Source organism: Streptomyces spiralis (assembly GCF_014654675.1).
Lineage (GTDB): Bacteria > Actinomycetota > Actinomycetes > Streptomycetales > Streptomycetaceae > Streptomyces > Streptomyces spiralis.
The window spans coordinates 129,843-150,069 of the sequence record NZ_BNBC01000004.1; the positions used below are offsets into that span (position 1 = coordinate 129,843).

At 72.2% G+C, this 20,227-nt stretch carries 21 protein-coding genes and 1 pseudogene; 8 read left to right on the plus strand and 14 right to left on the minus strand.

The features are described from left to right. On the plus strand, nt 1-528 hold the full coding sequence (locus IE318_RS06455) for a DUF4396 domain-containing protein (RefSeq protein WP_189897432.1): 528 nt from the start codon (nt 1-3) through the stop codon (nt 526-528). Nucleotides 529-564: 36 nt separating this feature from the next. On the opposite strand, the gene IE318_RS06460 is transcribed toward IE318_RS06455, so the two are convergent. Beyond that, nucleotides 565-882, minus strand: coding sequence for a hypothetical protein (locus IE318_RS06460; protein ID WP_037869204.1), 318 nt, complete (start codon nt 880-882; stop codon nt 565-567). Between the two features lie 186 nt (nt 883-1,068). Between IE318_RS06460 and IE318_RS06465 the strand changes: the two genes are divergently transcribed. Continuing rightward, on the plus strand, nt 1,069-1,488 hold the full coding sequence (locus IE318_RS06465) for a CBS domain-containing protein (RefSeq protein WP_189897435.1): 420 nt from the start codon (nt 1,069-1,071) through the stop codon (nt 1,486-1,488). A gap of 105 nt (nt 1,489-1,593) precedes the next feature. On the opposite strand, the gene rocD is transcribed toward IE318_RS06465, so the two are convergent. From rocD to IE318_RS06480, 3 genes are all read right to left on the minus strand, one after another. Beyond that, entirely contained in the window at nt 1,594-2,814 is a 1,221-nt protein-coding gene (gene rocD, locus IE318_RS06470) for an ornithine--oxo-acid transaminase (RefSeq protein WP_189897437.1), read from the minus strand. After that, complete coding sequence (gene ddaH, locus IE318_RS06475; RefSeq protein ID WP_189897439.1) at nt 2,811-3,641, minus strand: dimethylargininase; 831 nt, start codon at nt 3,639-3,641, stop codon at nt 2,811-2,813. Before ddaH ends, rocD begins: the two co-directional genes overlap by 4 nt. Before the next feature lie 125 nt (nt 3,642-3,766). Further along, complete coding sequence (locus IE318_RS06480; RefSeq protein WP_189897443.1) at nt 3,767-4,270, minus strand: Lrp/AsnC family transcriptional regulator; 504 nt, start codon at nt 4,268-4,270, stop codon at nt 3,767-3,769. A gap of 89 nt (nt 4,271-4,359) precedes the next feature. On the opposite strand from IE318_RS06480, the gene IE318_RS06485 reads away from it, so the two are divergent. Genes IE318_RS06485 through IE318_RS06500 form a run of 4 tightly spaced genes read left to right on the plus strand, consistent with a single transcriptional unit; the run spans nt 4,360 to nt 8,439 of the window. Continuing rightward, nucleotides 4,360-5,115 (plus strand): LytR/AlgR family response regulator transcription factor, encoded by a 756-nt coding sequence (locus IE318_RS06485; RefSeq protein ID WP_189897447.1) that lies wholly within the window; start codon nt 4,360-4,362, stop codon nt 5,113-5,115. 13 nt (nt 5,116-5,128) lie between these two features. After that, complete coding sequence (locus IE318_RS06490) at nt 5,129-5,488, plus strand: hypothetical protein (RefSeq protein ID WP_030167081.1); 360 nt, start codon at nt 5,129-5,131, stop codon at nt 5,486-5,488. Between the two features lie 12 nt (nt 5,489-5,500). Next, nucleotides 5,501-7,231, plus strand: coding sequence for a sodium/solute symporter (locus IE318_RS06495; protein ID WP_189897450.1), 1,731 nt, complete (start codon nt 5,501-5,503; stop codon nt 7,229-7,231). After that, a complete protein-coding gene (locus IE318_RS06500; RefSeq protein ID WP_030167077.1) occupies nt 7,228-8,439 on the plus strand; it encodes a sensor histidine kinase in 1,212 nt (403 codons plus the stop codon). Before IE318_RS06495 ends, IE318_RS06500 begins: the two co-directional genes overlap by 4 nt. Before the next feature lie 63 nt (nt 8,440-8,502). Here IE318_RS06500 and IE318_RS06505 read toward each other — a convergent pair whose 3' ends face one another. From IE318_RS06505 to IE318_RS06525, 5 genes are all read right to left on the minus strand, one after another. Further along, nucleotides 8,503-8,676: a hypothetical protein gene (locus IE318_RS06505; RefSeq protein ID WP_189897452.1), complete on the minus strand. Its 174-nt coding sequence runs from the start codon at nt 8,674-8,676 to the stop codon at nt 8,503-8,505. A 136-nt stretch (nt 8,677-8,812) separates the two neighbouring features. Next, entirely contained in the window at nt 8,813-9,763 is a 951-nt protein-coding gene (locus IE318_RS06510; RefSeq protein ID WP_030167072.1) for a cytochrome c oxidase assembly protein, read from the minus strand. A 158-nt stretch (nt 9,764-9,921) separates the two neighbouring features. Next, complete coding sequence (locus IE318_RS06515; RefSeq protein WP_030167069.1) at nt 9,922-10,947, minus strand: 6-phosphofructokinase; 1,026 nt, start codon at nt 10,945-10,947, stop codon at nt 9,922-9,924. A 304-nt stretch (nt 10,948-11,251) separates the two neighbouring features. Next, complete coding sequence (locus tag IE318_RS06520; RefSeq protein WP_030167066.1) at nt 11,252-11,980, minus strand: type 1 glutamine amidotransferase; 729 nt, start codon at nt 11,978-11,980, stop codon at nt 11,252-11,254. Between the two features lie 20 nt (nt 11,981-12,000). Beyond that, entirely contained in the window at nt 12,001-13,239 is a 1,239-nt protein-coding gene (locus IE318_RS06525; protein WP_030167062.1) for a MurT ligase domain-containing protein, read from the minus strand. 159 nt (nt 13,240-13,398) lie between these two features. Here IE318_RS06525 and def point away from each other — a divergent pair, with 159 nt between their 5' ends. Next, a complete protein-coding gene (gene def, locus IE318_RS06530) occupies nt 13,399-13,968 on the plus strand; it encodes a peptide deformylase (RefSeq protein WP_189897455.1) in 570 nt (189 codons plus the stop codon). On the opposite strand, the gene IE318_RS06535 is transcribed toward def, so the two are convergent. Beyond that, the gene (locus tag IE318_RS06535) at nt 13,965-14,609 is read right to left on the minus strand and encodes a TetR/AcrR family transcriptional regulator (RefSeq protein WP_030167056.1); all 645 of its coding nucleotides are present in this window, start codon (nt 14,607-14,609) and stop codon (nt 13,965-13,967) included. The two genes, def and IE318_RS06535, sit on opposite strands and share 4 nt — an antisense overlap. Nucleotides 14,610-14,779: 170 nt before the next feature. Here IE318_RS06535 and IE318_RS06540 point away from each other — a divergent pair, with 170 nt between their 5' ends. Next, the gene (locus IE318_RS06540) at nt 14,780-16,006 is read left to right on the plus strand and encodes an acyl-CoA dehydrogenase family protein (protein WP_189897458.1); all 1,227 of its coding nucleotides are present in this window, start codon (nt 14,780-14,782) and stop codon (nt 16,004-16,006) included. 143 nt (nt 16,007-16,149) lie between these two features. Here the strand turns inward: IE318_RS06540 and IE318_RS06545 are convergent, their stop codons facing one another. The 4 genes and pseudogenes from IE318_RS06545 to IE318_RS06560 all read right to left on the minus strand — a co-directional run bounded on the left by IE318_RS06545 (nt 16,150) and on the right by IE318_RS06560 (nt 20,225). Continuing rightward, on the minus strand, nt 16,150-16,743 hold the full coding sequence (locus IE318_RS06545; protein ID WP_229903376.1) for a cupin domain-containing protein: 594 nt from the start codon (nt 16,741-16,743) through the stop codon (nt 16,150-16,152). A 6-nt stretch (nt 16,744-16,749) separates the two neighbouring features. Next, a complete protein-coding gene (locus IE318_RS06550) occupies nt 16,750-17,928 on the minus strand; it encodes a cytochrome P450 (protein WP_189897707.1) in 1,179 nt (392 codons plus the stop codon). Nucleotides 17,929-18,332: 404 nt separating this feature from the next. Beyond that, nucleotides 18,333-19,400, minus strand: a pseudogene (locus IE318_RS06555) (type III polyketide synthase); the annotation flags it as partial. 585 nt (nt 19,401-19,985) lie between these two features. After that, nucleotides 19,986-20,225, minus strand: a complete 240-nt coding sequence (locus IE318_RS06560; protein ID WP_028423261.1) for a DUF6213 family protein — start codon at nt 20,223-20,225, stop codon at nt 19,986-19,988. Between the last annotated feature and the right edge of the window lie 2 nt (nt 20,226-20,227).

A 20,227-nucleotide genomic window follows, 5' to 3' on the forward strand; every position in this document is an offset into this window, starting at 1 on the left:
ATGACACACCCGGCAAGCCCGCACGAACACCAGCATGAACACCACGGACACCACCAGGGGCACCCTCACGCGCCGGCCGCTCCGGCCGGCGCGGGTGCCTCCTGGCGCACTGCCGCGCAGGCGACGCTGCACTGCCTCACCGGCTGCGCCATCGGCGAGGTGCTCGGCATGGTCGTCGGGACGGCGGCCGGGCTGCACAACGCGGCCACGGTCACCGTCTCGATCGCACTGGCCTTCGTCTTCGGCTACGCGCTGACCGTGCGCGGGGTGCTCCGCGCGGGCGTCCCCCTGCGGCAGGCGCTCAAGGTCGCCCTCGCCGCGGACACGGTGTCCATCGCGGTGATGGAACTGATCGACAACACCGTCATGGTCGGGGTGCCCGGCGCCATGGACGCGGGCCTCGCCGACGCGCTGTTCTGGGTCTCGCTGGTCCTCTCCCTCGCCCTGGCCTTCGTGCTGACCACTCCGGTCAACCGGTGGATGATCGGCCGGGGCAGGGGACACGCGGTCGTGCACGCCTACCACTGACCTCGCCGGCCGTGACGCCGGTCCTGCCGGCCGGTGTCACGGATGGGGGCGGTCGTCCGGGCGTGTGGTCTCGTTCATCGGGCCGGGGGCCGTACGGCCGTAGCGGCCGGGTTGCCGCGCCGCCCGATGGGCGCGCCGGTGGTGCGTGGCGGCACCGGTCATCAGGGACAGGCCCAGGCAGAAGAGCAGGGCGAGGGCGAGTCCGGCGCTGAAGATCGCCAGGGTGTTCATGGTGACGATCTGGTTGCCGAGCACCGAGACCGTGTAGTCGGGCCCGCCGGACAGGTTTCCGGCGATGGCCAGGCCGGTGAACGCGGCGGTGGCCGCCAGGAGAAGCAGTCCGAAGAGAAGCATGGGAGTCATCTCCTCAAGAAGTCCCGTCTCCCGCCTCGTGTACCCGCATCGCCGCCGCGCCAACGAGCCGGCCCGCGCGGATGCGGCCGCGCGGACCGGGCGGGCATGTGCGGTGCCGCTCGCGCCGGGTACCCGGCCTGAGCAGTGCGGTGAACGGCACCGCAGGACCTGACGAAGGGAGGCGTCATGGCTCAGCACGTACGCGACATCATGACCAGCCGACTGGTGACGGTGGAGCCGCAGACCTCGGTGACGGCAGCGGCCCAGAAGATGCGCGACGAGGACATCGGCATCGTCCTGGTCTGCGAGGGCGACGAACTGCGCGGTGTGGTCAGCGACCGCGATCTGGTGATCCGCTCGCTGGCGGAGGGCGGCGACCAGGAGAAGCGCACGGTTGCCTCCGCGTGCAGCGCCGACCTCTTCACCCTGACCCCGGACGAGGACCTGGACACCGCGGTGCAGATGATGCGCGAGCACGCGGTGCGCCGCATTCCGGTCGTCGACCAGGGTCACCCCGTGGGCATCGTCTCCATCGGTGACCTGGCCATCGAGCGCGACCCGCGCTCCGCGCTCGGAGGCATCAGCGCGGCCGAGCCCAACGAGTAGGCCACGCCGGGACGGACCACGACGGGACGGAACCGGCGAGCCACTGCCGAACCCGACCACTGGGGGCGCCCGCGCGGGCGCCCCCAGCCGTGGGATCCGGGGCCGTCAGGAGGCCAGGACCTTCGCCAAGGAGCCGAGCGCCGAGCGCACTTCGTCCTCGGTGACGGTCAGCGGCGGCGCCAGCCGGATCGTGGAGCCGTGGGTGTCCTTGACCAGGATGCCCTCGCGCATCAGACGCTCGCTGATCTCCCGGCCGGTGCCGATGGCCGGGTCGACGTCGACGCCCGCCCACAGGCCGCGCGAGCGGAAGCCCACCACACCCGCGCCGAGCAGAGCGGTCAGCCCCTCGCGCAGCACCGCGCCCAGTTCGGCCGCCCGGCGCTGGAACTCACCGGTCTCCAGCAGTTCCACCACCGCCGTGCCGACCGCCGCGGCCAGCGGGTTGCCGCCGAACGTCGAGCCGTGCTCGCCGGGCCGCAGCACCCCGAGCACCTCCCGGCTGCCCACGACCGCCGAGACCGGCACGATGCCGCCGCCCAGCGCCTTGCCGAGGAGCACGACGTCCGGCACCACGTCCTCGTGCTCGACGGCGAGGGTGCGCCCGGTGCGGCCGAGACCCGACTGGATCTCGTCGGCGACGAACAGACAGCCGGCCCGGCGGGTCAGCTCCCGCACGCCGGCCAGGTAGCCGTCGTCGGGGACGATCACGCCCGCCTCGCCCTGGATCGGCTCGATCAGCACCGCCGCCGTGGTCTCGTCGACCGCCGCCTCCATGGCCGCCAGATCGTTGTAGGGAACGATCCGGAAGCCCGGCGTGAACGGCCCGAAGCCCGAGCGTGCCGTCTCGTCGGTCGAGAAGCTGACGATCGTCGTCGTACGGCCGTGGAAGTTGTCCGCCGCGACCACGATCGTCGCCCGGTCGGCGGGGACGCCCTTGACCTCGTACGCCCACTTGCGGGCCACCTTGATGCCGCTCTCCACCGCCTCGGCGCCGGTGTTCATGGGCAGCACCATGTCCTGCCCGGTCAGCCGCGCCAGCCGCTCCGCGAACTCGGCGAGCCGGTCGTTGTGGAAGGCCCGCGAGGTGAGGGTGAGGCGGTCCAGCTGCTGGTGCGCCGCGTCGATCAGCGCGGGGTGGCGGTGGCCGAAGTTCAGGGCCGAGTAGCCGGCCAGCATGTCCAGGTAGCGGCGGCCCTCGACGTCCTCCACCCAGGCGCCCTCGGCCCGGGCGACGACGACGGGCAGCGGGTGGTAGTTGTGCGCGAGGACCGGCTCCTCGGCGCGGATCAGCTCGTCGGAGGTGCGGGTGCGCGCGGGTGCGGTCATGAGCGGATCTCCTGGGTGCAGCACTTGATACCGCCGCCGGCCTTGTGGAACTCCGACAGGTCGACGGGAACGGGCAGGTAACCGTGGTCGGCCAGCCGGCCGGCGAGGGCCGTGGCGCCGGGCGAGATGAAGACGTGGCGGCCGTCGGAGACGGAGTTGAGGCCGAAGGCCATCGCGTCCTCGCGGGTGGCGATCACCGCGTCCGGGTAGAGGCGGGCGAGCACCTCGCGGCTGCCGGGCGAGAACGCCTCCGGGTAGTACGCGACGTTCCCGTCGGTGCCGTCCGTGCCGTCGTCGAGGACGAACAGCGCCGTGTCCAAATGGTAGAAGTACGGATCCACCAGGGTCAGGCCGATCACCGGCACACCCAGGTACTCCTGGGCCTCGCGATGGGCCTCCGGGGTGGTGCGGAAGCCGGTGCCGGCCAGCATCCAGCGCCCGGCCGGCACGAAGTCGCCCTCGCCCTCGCACACCGACTCGGGCCGGTAGACGTCGAACCCGGCCGACTTGAACCAGGTGTCGTAGGGGAGGGACTCCGGGCGCCGCTCCGGCGCGCGGAAGAAGGAGCCGAAGACGCGGCCGCCGACCACGACCGCCGCGTTCGCGGCGAAGACCATGTCCGGCAGACCCGGCACGGGTTCCACGGTCTCGACGGTGTGACCGTGGGCGCGGTAGGCGTCGACCAGCGCCTGCCACTGGGCCTGGGCGAGCGGGACGTCGACGGGACGGTCCGGACGCATCCAGGGGTTGATCGCGTACTGCACGGCGAAGTGTCTGGGTTCGCAGACGACGAAGCGCCGCCGGCGCGGCACACGGGACTCGGGCACGAAGGGGTTCCTCCGCTTCCTGGGGGTGTCGACTGAGGGTTGACACCACGGTAGGAAGCGACGGATACGGTCGACAAGGAACGAGAGCTGCGTGTCTGAGCAGCAATGCTGCGTATCCGAGCCGTTCAGCGCACGTCTGCTGCGTCTTCGGGGGCGGGCTGGCTGGCTCCCGCCTCCGGGCTTTCCGGCAGCAGATGCGACAGCACCATCACACTGATCGTCTTGCGGATGAACGGCTCCGTGCGGATCCGCTCCAGCACCTCCTCGAAGTGCTCCACGTCCCGTGCCCGCACGTGCAGCAGCGCGTCCGCGCCGCCGGTCACCGTCATGGCCGCCGTGATCTCCGGATGGTTGCGCACCACCTCGGCCAGCCGCCGGGGCGGTGCCGCCCCCTCGCAGTACACCTCGACGTACGCCTCCGTGCGCCAGCCCAGCGCCGACGGCTTCACGGTGGCCGTGAACCCGGTGATCACACCCGTCTCGCGCAGCCGGTCCACCCGCCGCTTCACGGCCGTCGCGGACAGGCCGATCTCCGTGCCGATCTCGGCGAAACTGCTGCGGGCGTTCGCCATCAGGGCGGTGAGGATCTTCCGATCCAGCTCGTCGAACGGTACCGGCCTGCTGTTCATGTCCGCACTGTATCCAGCACCGTATCCAGCGCGAACGTCCACGCCCGGCACATGTCCAGGCGTGGCTTTCGCCCCTAGACTCCACGTTCATGCTGCGCGCCCTCGCCGTCGACGACGAACGCCCCTCGCTCGAGGAACTGCTGTACCTGCTGAACGCCGACCCCCGGATCGCCGGTGTGGAGGGCGCCGGCGACGCCACCGAGGCGCTGCGCCGCATCAACCGGGCCCTTCAGTCCGGCCCCGACGGGCCCGACGCCATCGACGTCGTCTTCCTCGACATCCAGATGCCCGGCCTCGACGGGCTCGACCTGGCCCGGCTGCTGACCGGGTTCGCCCGGCCGCCGCTGATCGTCTTCGTCACCGCCCACGAGGACTTCGCCGTCCAGGCCTTCGACCTCAAGGCCGTCGACTACGTCCTCAAGCCCGTCCGCAAGGAGCGCCTCGCCGAGGCCGTCCGCCGCGCCGCCCAGCTGCTCGACGCCGCCCCACGGATCACCGTCAGCGAGCCCGACCCCGACCAGATGCCCGTGGAACTGGGCGGAGTGACCCGGTTCGTCGCCGTCGACGACATCACCCACGTCGAGGCCCAGGGCGACTACGCCCGCCTGCACACCACCCGGGGCAGCCACCTGGTCCGCATCCCGCTGTCCACGCTGGAGGAGCGCTGGCGCTCCCGCGGCTTCGTCCGCATCCACCGCCGCCATCTGGTCGCCCTGCGCCACATCGACGAGCTCCGCCTGGACGCGGGCTCGGTGAGCGTGCTGGTCGGCGCCGAGGAACTCCAGGTCAGCCGCCGTCACGCACGTGAGCTGCGGGAGCTGCTGCTGCGCCGGACCGCGCACTAGGGGGTCGTACGCCATGCCGCAGGACGCCGGCGAGCGCCGTGTCACCGTCACCGGCCCGCCCCGCCGCACCCGCCGGGCCCCGGGCCACTACCGTCCCCGCACCGAGATCGACGAGCAGACCACCCTCGGTCACACCTACGTCCGCTCCCTGATCCGCAGTCAGCTGCGCACCGCCCTGACGGTGTTCGCGGTGCTGGTGCTGCTGGTCGCGCCGCTGCCGCTGGTGTTCGCCGCGGCCCCCGAGGCCCGCCGCCTGACCTGGGTGGTCCTCGGCTTCTGCCTCTACGCCCCCTTCGTGCTGCTCGCCCGCTGGTACGTGCGCCGCGCCGAACGCAACGAACGCGACTTCGTACGGCTCGTCGAGGACCGCTGAGGACACGCGCCCGTGAATTCCGCCTACACCGTCCCCGCCGTGGCGCTCGTCGTCGTGGCCACCGTCCTGGTCGGCGCGTTCGGACTGCGCGTGTCCCGGACGACGTCGGACTTCTACGTCGCCTCCCGCACCGTCGGCCCGCGCCTGAACGCGGCCGCCATCAGCGGCGAGTACCTCTCCGCCGCCTCCTTCCTGGGCATCGCCGGCCTGGTCCTGGTCCAGGGTCCCGACATGCTCTGGTACCCGGTCGGCTACACCGCCGGCTATCTGGTCCTGCTGCTGTTCGTCGCCGCCCCGCTGCGCCGCTCCGGCGCCTACACGCTGCCCGACTTCGCCGAGGCCCGGCTCGCCTCGCAGGGCGTGCGCCGGCTCGCGGGCGCCTTCGTCGTCGGCGTCGGATGGCTGTACCTGCTGCCGCAGCTGCAGGGCGCCGGGCTGACCCTGGCGGTGCTCACCGGGGCGCCCGACGCCCTCGGCGGCGTCGTCGTGGCCGCCGTCGTGGTGGCCACGGTCGCCGCGGGCGGCATGCGCAGCATCACCTTCGTCCAGGCCTTCCAGTACTGGCTGAAGCTGACCGCCCTGCTCGTCCCCGCCCTCTTCCTCGTCCTCGCCTGGCAGGGCGACGGCGCCCCCCGCCACGCCTTCGACGAACCGGCCGCCTTCCGCGAGCAGCGCACCGTCCGCGTCGACGGCACCCTCGACCTGCGGCTGGAGCGTCCGCTCACCGTCACCGTCAGCGGCACCGTGGACGGCCGCACCCACCACGACCGGCAGACGACCCTGGCCGTCGGCACCCACCACCTCGAGCGCGGCACCCGGCTGACCTTCGCCCCGGGAACCGCCGTCCCCGAGGCCGCCCGGGGCGGCACCGGCGGCATGTCCACCTCGCTCACGGCGGGCCGCGAAGAACGGCCGCTGTACGCCACCTACGGCCTGATCGTCGCCACCTTCCTCGGCACCATGGGCCTGCCGCACGTCGTCGTCCGCTTCTACACCAGCCCGCACGGCGTCGCCGCCCGCCGCACCACGGTCGCCGTCCTCGGCCTGATCGGCGGCTTCTACCTGCTGCCTCCCCTCTACGGCGCCCTCGGCCGGCTCTACGCCCCGGAGCTGACGATCACCGGGAACGCGGACGCCGCCGTCCTGCTGCTGCCCGACCGGATGATCGGCGGCCTCGGCGGCGACCTGCTGGGCGCGCTGGTCGCGGGCGGCGCCTTCGCCGCGTTCCTGTCCACGGCCTCCGGCCTGACCATGGCGGTGGCCGGAGTGCTCACCCAGGACGTGCTGCCCTCGCGCGGCCCGCTGCCCGCCCGCGGCGTACGGCACTTCCGGCTCGGCACGGTGCTCGCCATGGCCGTGCCGCTGGCCGCGAGCGTGCTGGTCGGCGGACTGCCGGTGGCCGACGCGGTCGGGCTCGCCTTCGCCGTGTCCGCCTCGTCCTTCTGCCCGCTGCTCGTCCTCGGCATCTGGTGGCGGCGGCTCACTCCGCCCGGCGCCGCCGCCGGCATGCTGACCGGCGGCGGCGCCGCGCTCGTCGCCGTCGCCGTGACCATGGCCGGCGTGCCCGGCAGCGGACCGCTGCACGCCCTGCTCGCCTGGCCCGCCCTGTGGTCGGTGCCCCTGGGTTTCCTCACCATGGTGCTGGTGTCCCTGGCCACCCCGGGCCGGGTCCCCGCCGGTACGGCCGCGGTCCTCGCGCGCTTCCACCTGCCCGAGCAGCTGCGGGCGGAGGTGCAGGCGTGAGCGGCTTCCTCGCCGGACTGTGCGTGGCCGTCCTGCCGCTGCTGGCCGCCGGCTTCTGGCTCGGCCGGCGCACCGCCCGGACACCGCACCTCGGCGGGCTCGGCACCCCCGTCGAGCACGCCACCTTCCAGACCCTGCACACCGCCTCCCTGGCCGCGCCCCCGCTGCGGGCCGGGATGACCGAGGAGACCGCCCGCAGGTCGGCCCGCCGGCTGCGCTCCCTGCTCGGCACCGACGCGCTCTGCCTCACCGACGACACCCAGGTCCTGGCCTGGGACGGGGTCGGCGCCCACCACCGCGGCGAGATCATGGACCGGCTCACCGGGCCGCTGGACACCGGCCGCGGCGAGGCCTTCCGCCTGACCTGCGAGATCCCGGACTGTCCGGTGCGCTGGGCCGTCGTCGCCCCGCTCACCGTGGACGACCGTGTGCACGGCGCCCTGGTCGCCTGCGCGCCCCGCGAGTCCGCCGTCCTGGTCCGCGCCGCCGCCGAGGTCGCCCGGTTCGTCTCCGTCCAGCTGGAGCTCGCCGAGCTCGACCGGTCCCGTACCCGGCTGATCGAGGCCGAGATCAAGGCGCTGCGGGCGCAGATCTCCCCGCACTTCATCTTCAACTCGCTCGCGGTGATCGCCTCGTTCGTCCGCACCGATCCCGAGCGCGCCCGCGAGCTGCTGCTGGAGTTCGCCGACTTCACCCGCTACTCGTTCCGGCGGCACGGCGACTTCACCACCCTGGCCGACGAGCTCCACGCCATCGAGCACTACCTGGCGCTGGTGCGGGCCCGCTTCGGCGACCGCCTCGCCGTCACTCTTCAGATCGCCCCCGAGGTGCTCCCGGTCACCCTGCCCTTCCTGTGCCTGCAGCCGCTCGTGGAGAACGCCGTCAAGCACGGCCTGGAGGGCAAGACCGGCACCTGCCGCATCCGCATCACTGCCCAGGACGCGGGCGCCGAGGCGCTCGTCGTCATCGAGGACGACGGCGCCGGCATGGACCCCGAGCTGCTGCGCCGCATCCTCGCCGGCGAGGACAGCCCCTCCGGCGGCATCGGACTGTCCAACGTCGACGACCGGCTCCGCCAGGTCTACGGCGACGACCACGGCCTGGTCATAGAGACCGCGCCGGGCGCGGGCATGAAGATCATCGTCCGGCTGCCGAAGTACCAGCCGGGCGTGCACTCCTCGGGACGGCTCGGACAGCTCGCCGACTGAGGAACGGGGGCCCGGATCCTCGAGGCCCGGTGCTCCGCCGCCCGCTGCTCCGGGGCCCGGGGCTCAGGCGTTGCCGTGGGTGACCACCATGCCGAGGGTGATCAGGCCCAGCACGACCCATCCGAACCACAGCCAGCCATTGCCGCCGAGCGCCACCGAGTAGGCCGTCACGGCGATCAGGGAACCCACGGTGAGCGCTCCCATCGCCTTGGTGGAACCGTCCGTCGAACCGGGCATCGCGACACCCTCCTCGTGGTCCGTCTCCCCTCCATGGTGCCCCGGTTCCGCCGTCCGAGCGGTGGCGGTGCGGGGGGAAGCGGGGGATCGCGGAGGAAAAAGCCCGAGGACGCGAAGAGATGTCCGGTTCGGGTGCTCAGTTCCCGCGTGCCTGGAGCGAGGCCAGGTAGGCGTTGTACGCCTCGAGTTCCTTGTCGCCGTCCCGGTCCGCGGCCCGGTCCTTGCGTTTGGCCTGCCGCTGCTCGGAGCGGTACCACTGGAACAGCAGCGCCAGCAGCACCAGGACGGAGGGGACCTCGCTGAAGGCCCAGGCGATGCCGCCGGCCGCGGACTGGTCGGACAGCGCGTCGATGCCGAGGGAGGCCGGCGGATGCCGGAAGGTGTCCACCATGGGTGTGGACCCCATCATCAGCGCGATGCCGAAGAACGCGTGGAACGGCATGCCCGCGAACAGCTCCAGCATCCGCATCAGATAGCCCGGGCGGTTCGGGCCCGGGTCGACGCCCATGATCGGCCAGAAGAAGGCCAGGCCGACCGCGAGGAAGTGCACCATCATCGCGATGTGCCCCGTCTTCGACCCCATCAGGAAGTCGAACAGCGGTGTGAAGTACAACGCATACAGGCTCGCGATGAACAGCGGGATGGTGAACGCGGCGTGCGTGACGACCCGGACGTAGCGGCTGTGCAGCAGGGCCAGCAGCAGCTCGCGCGGCCCCTTGCGGCCCCGGCCCGCCACCGGCAGTGCGCGCAGCGCCAGCGTGATCGGGGCACCGAGCAGGATCAGGATCGGCGACAGCATGCTGATGACCATGTGCTGCACCATGTGCACGCTGAACATGACCATCCCGTAGTCGTTCAGCCCGGTGCACATCACGAGGCCCACGGTCAGCACGCCCACGACGTAGGCCACGGTGCGGCCCACCGGCCAGGAGTCGCCGCGCCGCCGCAGCCGCAGCACGCCCCAGCCGTACAGGCCGAGGCCGAGCAGACAGGCGGCGAGGAAGAACGGGTCGGCGGACCACTCGAGGCCGCGGCCCAGGGTGAACGGCGGCAGGTCCATGGTCATGCCATGCCCGCTGTGATCCATCCGCCGGCTCCTGATTCGTGGGGGTTGTGCGCTGTCTGACCGCAGCTGTGCGTGTCCGCCGCTGTCTGTCCGCAGCTGTCTGTCCGCACCAGACTAGAACCGCCCCCGGTCGCGACGGCGAGCGGGGGCGGTTGGAGTCCGAGTGTGCCGCGTGTGACCTACAGCACGCACTCCGCCTCGGCGTACCGGTCGGCGGGAACCGTCTTGAGGGTCTCGACCGCCTCGGCCAGCGACACCATCACGATGTCCGTGCCGCGCAGCGCGGTCATCCGGCCGAACTCCCCGCGGTGCACGGCCTCCACGGCGTGCCAGCCGAACCGGGTGGCCAGCACCCGGTCGTACGCCGTCGGCGTGCCGCCGCGCTGGACGTGCCCGAGGATGACCGGCCGGGCCTCCTTGCCCAGGCGGTGCTCCAGCTCCAGGGAGAGCTGCCGGGCGATGCCCGCGAACCGCTCGTGGCCGTAGATGTCCTTGCCGCCCTCGTCGAAGTCCATGGTGCCCGGCAGGGGCTTGGCGCCCTCCGCGGCCACGACGATCGCGAACCGCTTGCCCGCCGAGAACCGCTCGCCGACCTTCTTCGTCAGCTCCTCGATGTCGAAGGGCCGTTCGGGAACGACGACGGCGTGGGCACCGGCCGCCATGCCGGACTGGAGCGCGATCCAGCCGGTGTGGCGCCCCATGACCTCGACGATCAGCACCCGCTGGTGGGACTCGGCGGTGGTCTTCAGACGGTCCAGGGCCTCGGTGGCGACGGTCACGGCCGTGTCGAAGCCGAACGTGACGTCCGTCACCGCGATGTCGTTGTCGATGGTCTTCGGCACGCCGACGATGGGCAGTCCGTTGTCGGAGAGCAGCCGGGCCGCCTTGAGCGTGCCCTCGCCGCCGATCGGGATGATCGCGTCCAGACCGAGCTCCTGGACGTGGCCCCTGGCCCGCTCCACACCGTCCCGCAGGTGCTCGGGGCGGACCCGTGAGGAACCGAGGATGGTGCCGCCGCGCGCCAGGATGCCGCCGACGGCGTCGAGGTCGAGCTTGAGGTAGTCGCACTCCAGGAGGCCCTTCCAGCCGTCCCGGAAGCCGATGACCTCGTCGCCGTGGTCGGCGACGGCGCGGTGCACGACGGACCGGATGACGGCGTTCAGGCCGGGGCAGTCGCCGCCGGACGTGAGGACACCAATGCGCATAGCCCGAATAACCTTCTCCACATGGGCACGGGACCGGACCGCGCTGTCCGGCTCGATCCCCGCCACCCTAGCGGCACCAGGGGGCAGGTCCGAACCATGCGTCCGCCTGCTGGACGGGGCCGCTCACCTGTGCGGACGGCCCGTCAGACGGGCTGATCGCGCCGTGCTGACGGGCCGGTGTACGCGAGCTCGCACGAGCCGCGGAAGTACCGTTTCCCGCGCGCCCCCGGCACGCGCCGAGGCGGGGTCCGGGGGCGCGGAGGCCGCTGAGCGGCTGTCCTGCGCGGGCTGCTGGACGGCTGTCCTACGCGGGCTGCTGCGCGGCCGTGATGCGCTCGTTGCGCAGGGCCTCGTACCAGCGGTCGTCGATCGGCGGCAGCGCGTTGACGTCGAGCGCCAGCTTCAGCAGCAGGTCCGCGATCTGCGGGTTGCGGGCCAGCACCGGCCCGTGCATGTACGTGCCGAAGACGGTGTCGTTGTACGCGCCCTCCGTGCCGTCGCCCGTGCCGTTGCCCTTGCCGATGCGGACCTGCGCGAAGGGGCGGGCGGTCGGGCCGAGGTGGGTGACGCCCTGGTGGTTCTCGAAGCCGGTCAGCGGCGGCAGGCCGAGCCGCGGGTCGATGTCGCCCAGCACGTCGCCGACGCACCGCTCGCCCTCGCCGCGCACCGAGACCACGTCGAGCAGGCCCAGGCCCGGCTCGCGCTGGCCGAGGTCGTTGACGAACTCGTGACCGAGGATCTGGTAGCCGGCGCAGACGGAGAACACGATCGCCCCGTTCTGCACGGCCTGGTACAGGTGCCCGTCGCGGCGCAGCCGCTCCGCCGCCAGCCGCTGCGGCCGGTCCTCGCCGCCGCCGATCAGGTAGATGTCGCCGGAGGTCGGGATCGGCTGGTCGCTGCGCACGTCGAGGCGGGCCACGTCCAGGCCGCGCTGGCGGGCCCGGCGCTCCACGACGAGCGCGTTGCCCTGGTCGCCGTAGGTGCTCAGCAGGTCCGGGTAGATCCACACCAGCCGCAGTTGGTTGTCGCTCATGAAGTGGTCGTCCTCCGTGGTCAGTTGCCGACGCGGCGGCGCAGGTCCTGGAACGCGGTGTAGTTGGCGATGACCTCGATCCGGCCCGGCGGGGCCTGCTGCACGGCCTGGTCGAGGTTCTCGCAGACCTGGAAGTGCTGGTTCGCGACCTCCAGACGCACCGCGAGGTCCAGCTTCCGGTCACCGATCACGAAGAGCGGGTGGCCGGTCAGACGCGTGTAGTCGACGTCCCACAGCCAGGAGGTGTCCGTGCCGTCCGCGCCGCGCGCGTTCACCGACAGGATGACCGGGGTGGGCGGCGGGTCGATGAGCGAGAACGTCTCCAGCCAGCCGGCCGGGTTCTTCGCCAGCAGCAGGCGCAGGTCGCGGCCCTGGAACTGGACGACGTCGTAGCGCCCGGCCACCGCCTGCACCTGGTACATCCGCTCCAGGGCGACCTGCGGCGGCACCCCGAAGACGGCGGCGACGGCCGCGGAGGAGGCGGCGTTGGCCTTGTTGGCGCGGCCCGGGAGCTGCAGGTGGATCGGCCAGGCCGAGCCGTGCGGGTCCAGCACGTGGTCGCCGGAGAGCGCCCAGCTGGGCGTGGGCCGGCGGAAGCCGCACTCGCCGCAGAACCAGTCGTCCCCGGGGCGCTGCATCACACCGCCGCAGGACGGGCACGACCAGGCGTCGTCCTTCCACATCTGCCCGGCGGCCACCCAGATGACGTTGGGCGAGGAGGACGCGGCCCACACCACCAGCGGGTCGTCGCAGTTGGCGACGATCACGGCCTTGGAGCCGGCCAGCCCCTCGCGCCAGTTCTCGGCGAGCATCCGGGTCTCGGCGGCACGGTCGAGCTGGTCGCGGGAGAGGTTGAGCAGCGCGATGCACTTGGGGCCGGTGTCGCGGGCCACACCCGCGAGGTACTTCTCGTCGACCTCTATCACGCCGAACTTCGCGTCCGAGCCGCCCGCCAGCGCGGAGGTGATGCCGGCCGGCATGTTGGCGCCGAGGGCGTTGGAGACGACCGGGCCGGCGGCCCGCAGCGCCTCGGCGATGAGCCGCGTGGTGGTGGTCTTGCCGTTGGTCGCCGAGACCAGGACGACGTCCAGGTTCTGGGCGAGCCGGCCGAGCAGGTCGGGGTCGAGCTTGAGGGCCACCCGACCGCCGATCACCGAACCGCTGCCGCGCCCCGCGGCGCGCGATGCCGCCGCGACCGCCTTGCCCGCGGTCACGGCCAGCTTGGCCCGCGGCGTGAGCGGGTCCGAGTTGCCTGCCATCAGTTCTCGATCCTCCTTGCATACGCGCCGCGCCTGAGCCATCCGGCAACGTGGTGTGGGCCTCAGCCTATCGAGATCCGTTCGCACTCCCGAACCCCGGCACCGTCGCGACGCCCGCGCGCCCTTCGCGCGTGACGACAGGACCGTACCCTTGCCGCCATGCCACACCGCTCGATCCCGGGCGCCCGCGGGCGCGTCCGGCCCCTCAGCCTGCTCTCGGACCCGGTGCTGCACGCGCCATGCCGCGAGGTCACCGGCTTCGGCCCCCAACTGTCGGAGCTCGTGGAGGACCTGTTCGCCACGATGTACGCCGCCCGTGGCGTCGGCCTGGCCGCCAACCAGGTGGGGGAGTCGCTGCGGGTGTTCGTCTACGACTGCCCCGACGACGAGGACGTGCGTCACCTCGGTCACGTGGTGAACCCGCGCCTGGTGGAGACCGGCGGCGTGGTGGTCCGCGGCCCGGAGGGCTGTCTGTCCCTGCCGGGTCTGGAGGCGGGCACCGAGCGCCACGACGAGGCGGTCGTCGAGGGCTTCACGGTGACCGGAGAGCCGGTCACCGTGCACGGGACGGGGTTCTTCGCCCGCTGTCTGCAGCACGAGTGCGACCACCTGGACGGCGGCCTGTACCTGGATCATCTGACGGGGTGGCGGCGGCGCAGGCTGCTCGGGCAGGTGGCGAAGGCGCCCTGGAACCGCGATCAGGCCGGCGGTGGGGAATCCGGGTCCTAGAACCCCGGGCCGCCGATCCTGTCCCCGGCCGCCGCGAGGCGGCCCCAGAGGAGGTCGGCGAGGCTGCGGACCAGTTCCGCGCGGGAGCAGGGGCGCTCGCCCAGCCACCAGTCGCCGGCCGCGTGCATCATGCCGACGATGCCGTGGCCCCACACGCGCGCCAGCTGCTGGCTGTTCGGGCCGAGGTCCAGGCGCTCCTCGATGACCTGGGCCAGCTCCTCGCCCATGCGGCGCAGCAGTGGGGCGGAGTGCTTGCCGACGTCGAAGCCCTGGTCGCCGCCCTGGCCGCCCTCCGCCGGATGCATCAGGAACCGGTACACCTGCGGACGGGCCTCGATGGCCGCCAGATAGGTGTCCAGCGTCGACTCCACCCGTTCCCGTCGGTCCGCGGGGGCGTCCAGGGCGGCCCGCAGCGAGTCGAGCAGGGCGTCGGTGTGCCGCTTGGCGAGGGCGGCGTAAAGGCCGCCCTTGTCGCCGAAGTGGCGGTAGAGGATCGGCTTGGTGATGCCGGCCTCGGCGGCGATGGCGTTCATCGAGGCCTGTGGGCCGTCGCGCAGCACCACCCGGTCGGCGGCCTCCAGCAGCTCGCGCCGTCGGCGGTCGGCGGACCGCTGCTGATCGGTCCGCTGTGTGGTGTCCATGAGCTCTCCCCACCCGTGCTGATTCGGTGACGCCTGCGCAAACTAACACCCACAGGGCCCGGGACATCGAACGGGCTGCCGAGGACGGGCTCGGGATTTGACTTTTCCTACCGGTCGGTAACAAGATACTGTTACCGCAAGTAACACGCAGGTGTGGCACTGGAGGGGACATGGCCGAGTTCACCATGGAGCTCAACGACGAACAGAAGGAGGTCCGGGACTGGCTGCACGGCTTCGCCGCCGATGTGATCCGCCCCGCGGCCGCCGAATGGGACGAGCGTGAGGAGACTCCCTGGCCGGTCATCCAGGAGGCTGCCAAGGTCGGCATCTACTCCCTCGACTTCTACGCCCAGCAGTACTTCGACTCCACCGGCCTCGGCATCCCCATGGCCATGGAGGAGCTGTTCTGGGGCGACGCGGGCATCGCCCTGTCCATCGTCGGCACCGGCCTGGCCGCCGTCGGCGTCCTCGCCAACGGCACCGAGGAGCAGATCGGCACCTGGATCCCCCAGATGTACGGCGACCCGAACGACGTCAAGGTCGCCGCCTTCTGCTCCTCCGAGCCCGACGCCGGCTCCGACGTGGGCTCCATGCGCACTCGCGCGGTGTACGACGAGGCCAAGGACGAGTGGGTGATCAACGGCACCAAGACCTGGGCGACCAACGGCGGCATCGCCAACGTCCATGTGGTCGTCGCCTGCGTCGACCCGGAGCTGGGCTCCAAGGGCCACGCCTCCTTCATCGTCCCGCCGAACACGCCGGGCTGCTCCCAGGGCCAGAAGTTCAAGAAGCACGGCATCCGCGCCTCCCACACCGCCGAGGTGATCCTCGACAACGTGCGCGTCCCCGGCTCCTGCCTGCTGGGCGGCAAGGAGAAGCTGGACGAGCGCCTCGCCCGCGCCCGCGAGAAGGCGAAGCACGGCGGGGAGCGGGTGAAGAACGCGGCGATGGCCACCTTCGAGGCCTCCCGCCCGGCGGTCGGCGCCATGGCCGTGGGCACGGCACGCGCCGCGTACGAGGTCGCCCTCGACTACGCCAAGACCCGCGAGCAGTTCGGCCGGCCGATCATCGACAACCAGGGCGTCGCCTTCCAGCTCGCCGACATGCGCACCCAGATCGACGCGGCCCGCCTGCTGGTCTGGCGCGCCTCCTGGATGGCGATCAACGGCAAGCCCTTCACGGCCGCCGAGGGCTCCATGTCCAAGCTGTTCGCCAGCGAGACCGCCAAGAAGGTCACCGCGCAGGCCATCCAGATCCTCGGCGGCAACGGCTACACCCGCGAGTACCCGGTGGAGCGCATGCACCGCGACGCGGCGATCTACACCATCTTCGAGGGCACCAGCGAGATCCAGCGCCTGGTCATCGCCCGCACGATCTCGGGCATGCCGATCCGCTAGTCGGGCCGACGCCCGCGTGCCCCGTCCATCACGCGTGCCCGTGCCCCGTCCGTCACGCGTGCCCCGTCCGTCACGCATGTCGCGCATGTCGCGCAGTCACGCGTGGCACGAACGTCACGCACGGGCGGGGCACGCTTCAGGGCTCAGCGGTGCCTGAGCGGTGTCAGCTGTTCGATGTCGTAGCGCCGGCGCAGGTCCTCGATGGCCTCGTGGTCCGGCGGGCCTCCGTTGCCCAGGATCTCCAGCAGTTCCTCGAAGTACCGCTCGTGGTCCGGCGGCGGGGAGGCCTGGAAGAACATCTTCGCCGGGGTTTCCGTGGGGTTGGCGAACGCGTGCGGGCAGCCCGGGGGGACCACGATGACCGTGCCCGGCGTCGCCCGTACGACCCGCTTGCCCGAAGAGGACTCCCACTTCTGCCAGCGGTCGGGGGTCCGGATCCGCGGCTCGAAGGCGAGCACGTCCAGCTCGCCCTCCAGCACGTAGAACAACTCCTCGCTGCGCGTGTGCACATGGGCGCCCACGTCGAAGCCCGGCGGGACCTCCACCTCGAAGGTCGAGGCCGTCCGGGAGTGCGAGCCGGTCACCTTGAACGTCACACGCTGGGCGGGCGTCTGGACGACCCGGCCGTGGCCCGGCGGTACCAGCAGCCCCTCGTTCGCGGTGGGCGGGGAATCCCCGGCCGCCGGGGTCGGACCCTCGACGACCGCGGTGAAGTGAGGCTCATTCGTCGCCGTCATCTCGGCTCACCACGTCACGGGCAGGGCCTCGGGCCCGCGGATCAACGCGCCCTTCCTGAAGGTCACCTGACCCGGCGGAACCGCGAGCCGCAGCCCCGGCAGCCGGTCGAGGAGGGCGTCGACCAGCAACTGCGCCTCCATCCGGGCCAGTTGACCACCCGGGCAGTAGTGCGGGCCGAAGCCGAACGCCACATGGGGGTTCGGGATGCGCGAGAAGTCGATCTTCTCGGGTTCCGGGAAGACGTCCGGGTCGCGGTTGGCGGCCAGGTACGACACGTAGACCGCGTCGCCCGCCCGGATCCGCACCCCCTTGATCTCCACGTCCTCCCGTGCGATCCGCGACAGCCCGACCGCGTTGCGGTGCGGGATGTAGCGCAGCAGCTCGTCGATGGCCTGCGGACGGATCTCCGGCCGGGCGCGCAGCTGGTCGGCCAGCTCGGGCCGGGTCAGCAGGATGTAGAACATCTGCCCGCTGTTGTGGGTGACCGCCTCGCCGCCGATCTGGAGCAGCACCGCGAGACCCACGGCCTCCGCCAGGGAGATCTCCCGGCGCCCGACGGCGGCACCGAGCAGCGAGGCCACGTCCTCGGTGGCGCTCTCCGCGCGCGCGTCGATCAGCTCGGTGAAGTACGCGCCCATCTCCTCCTTGGCCCGCTCGCTGACGTCGGCGCCGTGCGAGGAGGACAGGATCAGCTGGGTCCATGTGTGCATGGCGTGCCGGTCGGCGACCGGGACACCCATCAGCTCGCAGATCACCGCGATCGGGAACGGGCTGAGCACCGCACTGGTGAGGTCGGCGGGCGGGCCGGCCGCGAGGAGTTCGTCGACCAGCTCGTCCAGCATGCGCCGGGAGCTCCACCGCACCCGCTCGACCCCGCGTGCGGTCAGCGCGGGAGCGACCGAGCGGCGCAGCCGGGTCTGGTCGGGCGGGTCCAGGAAGCCCACCGCGCCGCGGCTCGGGATGAAGTGCGGGGCGAGCCGGGTGACCTGCCGTTCCATGACGGACTCACGGCTGAACCGAGGGTCGTTGGTGACCAGCCGCACATCCTCCATGCGGGTCACCAGCCACGCCCAGCCCCGGCCGTTGGGCAGCTCGATGCGGGTGACCGGGCCCTCTTCCATGAGGTCGGTCAGCACCGGGTCGAAGTCGACTCCGGGCAGGTCGAGCGCCGGCCAGTGCCGGATCGGGGGGAGGGCCCCGGGGGTGGGGGCGGGGGCGGGGACGGGCTCGGTGACGGGAGGCGGTTCGGTGAGGGGAGGTGGCTGGGTGACCGGTGGGGGCTCGGTGACGGGGAGGGGCTCGGTGACGGGGAGGGGCTCCGTGGAGGGCAGGGGTTCGGTGAGGGGAAGGGGCTCGGCGGGGCTGAGCGTCCCGGTGGCGGTGAGTGTCTCCGTGAGGGTCAGCGCCTCGGAGAGCGTCGCCTCGCTCGCCCCGGCCGAGCGGGCCACGGCTGCCGTTCCGGCCGCCTCGGCGGCCTCGGCCACCCCGGCGGCCTCGGCCACCCCGGCGGCCTCGGCCACCTCAGCCACCCCTGCGGCGTCGGCCGCTCCGGTCACGTCGGGGGCCCCGGTCACGTCGGCTGTGTCGGTCATGACCGTCCCCCGTTCTGCCAGCTGCCGAGGGACATCTCCGCGGTGATGCCGGGCCCGAACCCGGCCAGCAGCCCGCGCGCCCGGTCCTCGACGCCGCCCTCGTCGAACAGCCGGCGCAGCGCGTCCAGGACGACCGCGCTGGCGATGTTGCCGTACTCCGTGAGCGTGGCCCGGCTGAACCGGAACGCGTGCGGCTCGACGTGCAGGAACTTGCTGAGGTCGTCGAGGATGCGCGGACCGCCCGCGTGTATGACGTAGAAGTCCAGGTCGGTCGCGTCCCAGCCGTGCATCGCGGCGAGGTCCTGCAGGGCCGGGGCGAGCGGCTCCATCGTGGTGGGCACCCGCTTGTCCAGCAGGAAGTGGAAACCGGTCTCCCGGACGTCGTACGCGATCCAGTCCTCCGTCTTGGGGATCAGGTACGAGCCGTTGCGCTCCAGCCGGACACCGGTGCCGCCGGTGCCGCGGACCACGGCGGCGGCGATGCCGTCGCCGAACAGGCCATTGGACAGCAGCGAGCCGACGCCGAGGTCGGTCGGCTGGTAGCACAGCGAGCAGAACTCGCAGGCCACGATGAGGGCGTTGGCGTCCGGGTAGGCGGAGCAGAAGTCGTGGGCCCGGTTGATCGCGGCGCCGCCCGCCGCACAGCCCAGCTGGGCTATGGGCAGCTGGCGGGTGGTGGAGTCGAAGTCCATCTCGTTGATCAGCCACGCCGTCAGCGAGGGCATCATGAAGCCCGTGCACGAGACGTAGATGATGACGTCGATGTCGGTGGTCAGGAGTTCGGCGTCGTCGAGCGCTCGCTGGATGACCTCGGGGACCCGGGCCTTCGCCTCGTGCTCGTAGAGCTTGTTGCGCTCCTGGAAGCCCGGGTGCTTCAGGGTCTCCTCGATGGGCTGCACGATGTGCCGGGTGTGCACACCGGTGTTCTCGATCAGCCGGAGGGCCAGCGGGAGTTGCGGGTGGTCCGCGTGACGGGAACGCGCGAGCTCGAGCGTTTCCTCCATGGTGATCACGTGTTCTGGAACGGACACCGAGGGCCTGCACAAAGTCGCCATGATCCGTGCCTGCTTTCGCCTTCCGGAAGGCCGGTAGCCCCCCGGTCAGAGGGTGGTGCACCCAGAAGGGTGGTCCACCCACGATCACCCGGGAGAGCGATGATCTCTCGCGGGACTACTCCAATCCGGCGACGACGGAGCGGGGCCGCAGTGCCCCGGCGCCGTCCGGCGACCGGCGCGCGAGAGGGCGGCGACGAGGAGAGAAGCGCAGATCAGGGGCTTCGGCGGCGAGGCGCGGGGGTCGCGGTTCGCCCGGCCATCGCCGGGGATCGCGGAAGGCACGGCGAGCGGGGGCGCGCGCGCCGCGCCCGGCGGAGGGACGAGGCGGCGGTGGGACGGCTGCGGCCCCTGGGCGCGGAGCGGGGGGCTCGTCGGGCCCGGACGGTAGGGGCTTGTGCGTGGGGGCGGGGCTGTGTGGGCCGGCCCGGTCCGGCGTACGGTCCTCGGCTCGGCGTACGGTCCGCGGACCGGCGTATGCCCCCGCGTGGTCGGCGTGGTCGGCGTGGTCGGCGTGGTCCGAGCGGTCCGCGCGGTCCGCGCGGCTCCGGCGCCGTCGGCGCGGTCCGGGCGTGCGCTGGAGGGGCGCGGCGATGCCTATCCGGAGGCCGCCCCGCTGCTGTGCGCGATGCAGGCCACGTCGATCCGGTCGGCCAGTTTGGCGAGTTCGATGGTCAGCGCGGCCACCGTGTCCTCGTCGAGACCCTCCTGCCCGGCCTCCACCAGGCGCAGCCACCGGCCGCCCACCGTCCGCAGCAGCTTGCTCACATCTGCCGCGGCCACCTGCAAGGTACCGCGGTCGTCGACGATCAGAGGGAGAGTCACTTCGCGGTTCACAC